Source organism: Cellulosimicrobium sp. 4261 (assembly GCF_040546915.1).
GTDB lineage: Bacteria > Actinomycetota > Actinomycetes > Actinomycetales > Cellulomonadaceae > Cellulosimicrobium > Cellulosimicrobium cinnabarinum.
In genome coordinates this window covers 1-1,269 of the sequence record NZ_JBEPOQ010000032.1, presented here as the reverse complement: position 1 = coordinate 1,269, position 1,269 = coordinate 1, and the positions used below count along the sequence as shown (strand labels likewise).

The 1,269-nt window shown below is 67.3% G+C and carries 1 protein-coding gene; it reads left to right on the top strand.

Annotated features, from left to right (window positions below; all coding sequences use genetic code 11):
• Positions 1-65: 65 nt before the first annotated feature.
• A protein-coding gene (locus ABIE39_RS18710) for an IS3 family transposase (protein WP_354053026.1) occupies positions 66-1,228 on the top strand; the annotation gives its coding sequence in 2 pieces (ribosomal slippage) (positions 66-333 and positions 333-1,228; 1,164 coding nt in all).
• The last annotated feature ends 41 nt before the right edge of the window (positions 1,229-1,269 follow it).

The following is a 1,269-nucleotide window of genomic DNA, read 5'->3' as shown; positions in this document are numbered from 1 at the left end:
GGGACTGCTGCAGGAACGGTTGACACTCCATCTGCGGGTCGAGGTCCTGCTGGAAGGATGTCGTTGTGCCTAAGAAGTTCCCGCCTGAGTTCAAGCGTGACGTTGTGCGGGTCGCCCGTCGCGGTGATCTGACGCATGCCGAGGTCGCGTCCGACTTCGACGTCTCTGTGGAGTCTGTGCGGCGCTGGGTGCGTCAGGCCGATATCGACGACGGCGTTGTCGATGGTCAGACGAGCAGCGAGCAGAGCGAGCTGGTCCAGCTGCGCCGCGAGAAGCGCCGGTTGGAGATGGAGAACGAGATTCTGCGCCGCGCGGCCGCGTACTTCGCCGCTGGATCGCTCCCAAAATGAGCTACCCGCTGGTCCGTGACCTGGCCGCCGAGGGTATCCCCGTGCGGCTGACCTGCGGGGTGCTCGGCCACTCCACGCAGGCGTACTACGCCTGGGCGGCCAACCCGGTCAGCGACCGGGACCTGGAAGACGCCTACCTCACTAACGTTCTGATCGACGCCCACGACGACGATCCGGAGTTCGGCTACCGGTTCCTGGCCGACGAGCTCGAGCGCGCCGGTCATGACGTCGGCGAGCGACGCGTCTGGCGGCTGTGCTCGGCGCAGAAGTTGTGGTCAACCACGGTCCGCAAGGGCCGACGCGGGGCCGGGAAGTCGCCGGGACCTGCGGTCCACGACGACCACGTCCGACGCAACTTCACCGCCGACGAGCCGGACAAGGTCTGGGTCACTGACATCACCGAGCACCCCACTGGCGAGGGCAAGATCTACTGCTGCGCGATCAAGGACCTGTTCAGCAACCGGATCGTCGGCTACGCGATCGATGGGCGGATGACCGCCCAGCTCACCGTCAGCGCCCTGCGCACCGCCGTGGCCAGACGCGCCCCGACCGGCGTCGTGGTCGTGCATTCGGACCGAGGCTCGCAATTTCGAGCGCGTTCCTTCCGGGCGGTCCTGGCCGCAGCCGGGCTGAAGGGATCGATGGGTCGCGTCGCCTCCGCGGGCGACAACGCGGCCATGGAGTCCTGGAACGCGCTGCTGCAGAAGAACGTCCTGAACCGTCGCCGCTGGGCCACCCGCGACCAGCTGCACGACGCGATCGTGTTCTGGATCGAACGCACCTACAACCGGCGTCGGCGCCAGCGTGCCCTCGGCAAGCTCACCCCGGTCGAGTACGAGCTCGCCTTCACCGCCCAGAACGCCGCCCTTGCGGCATGATCACCACTAACCCCGTGTCAACCGTTCCTGCAGCAGTCCCG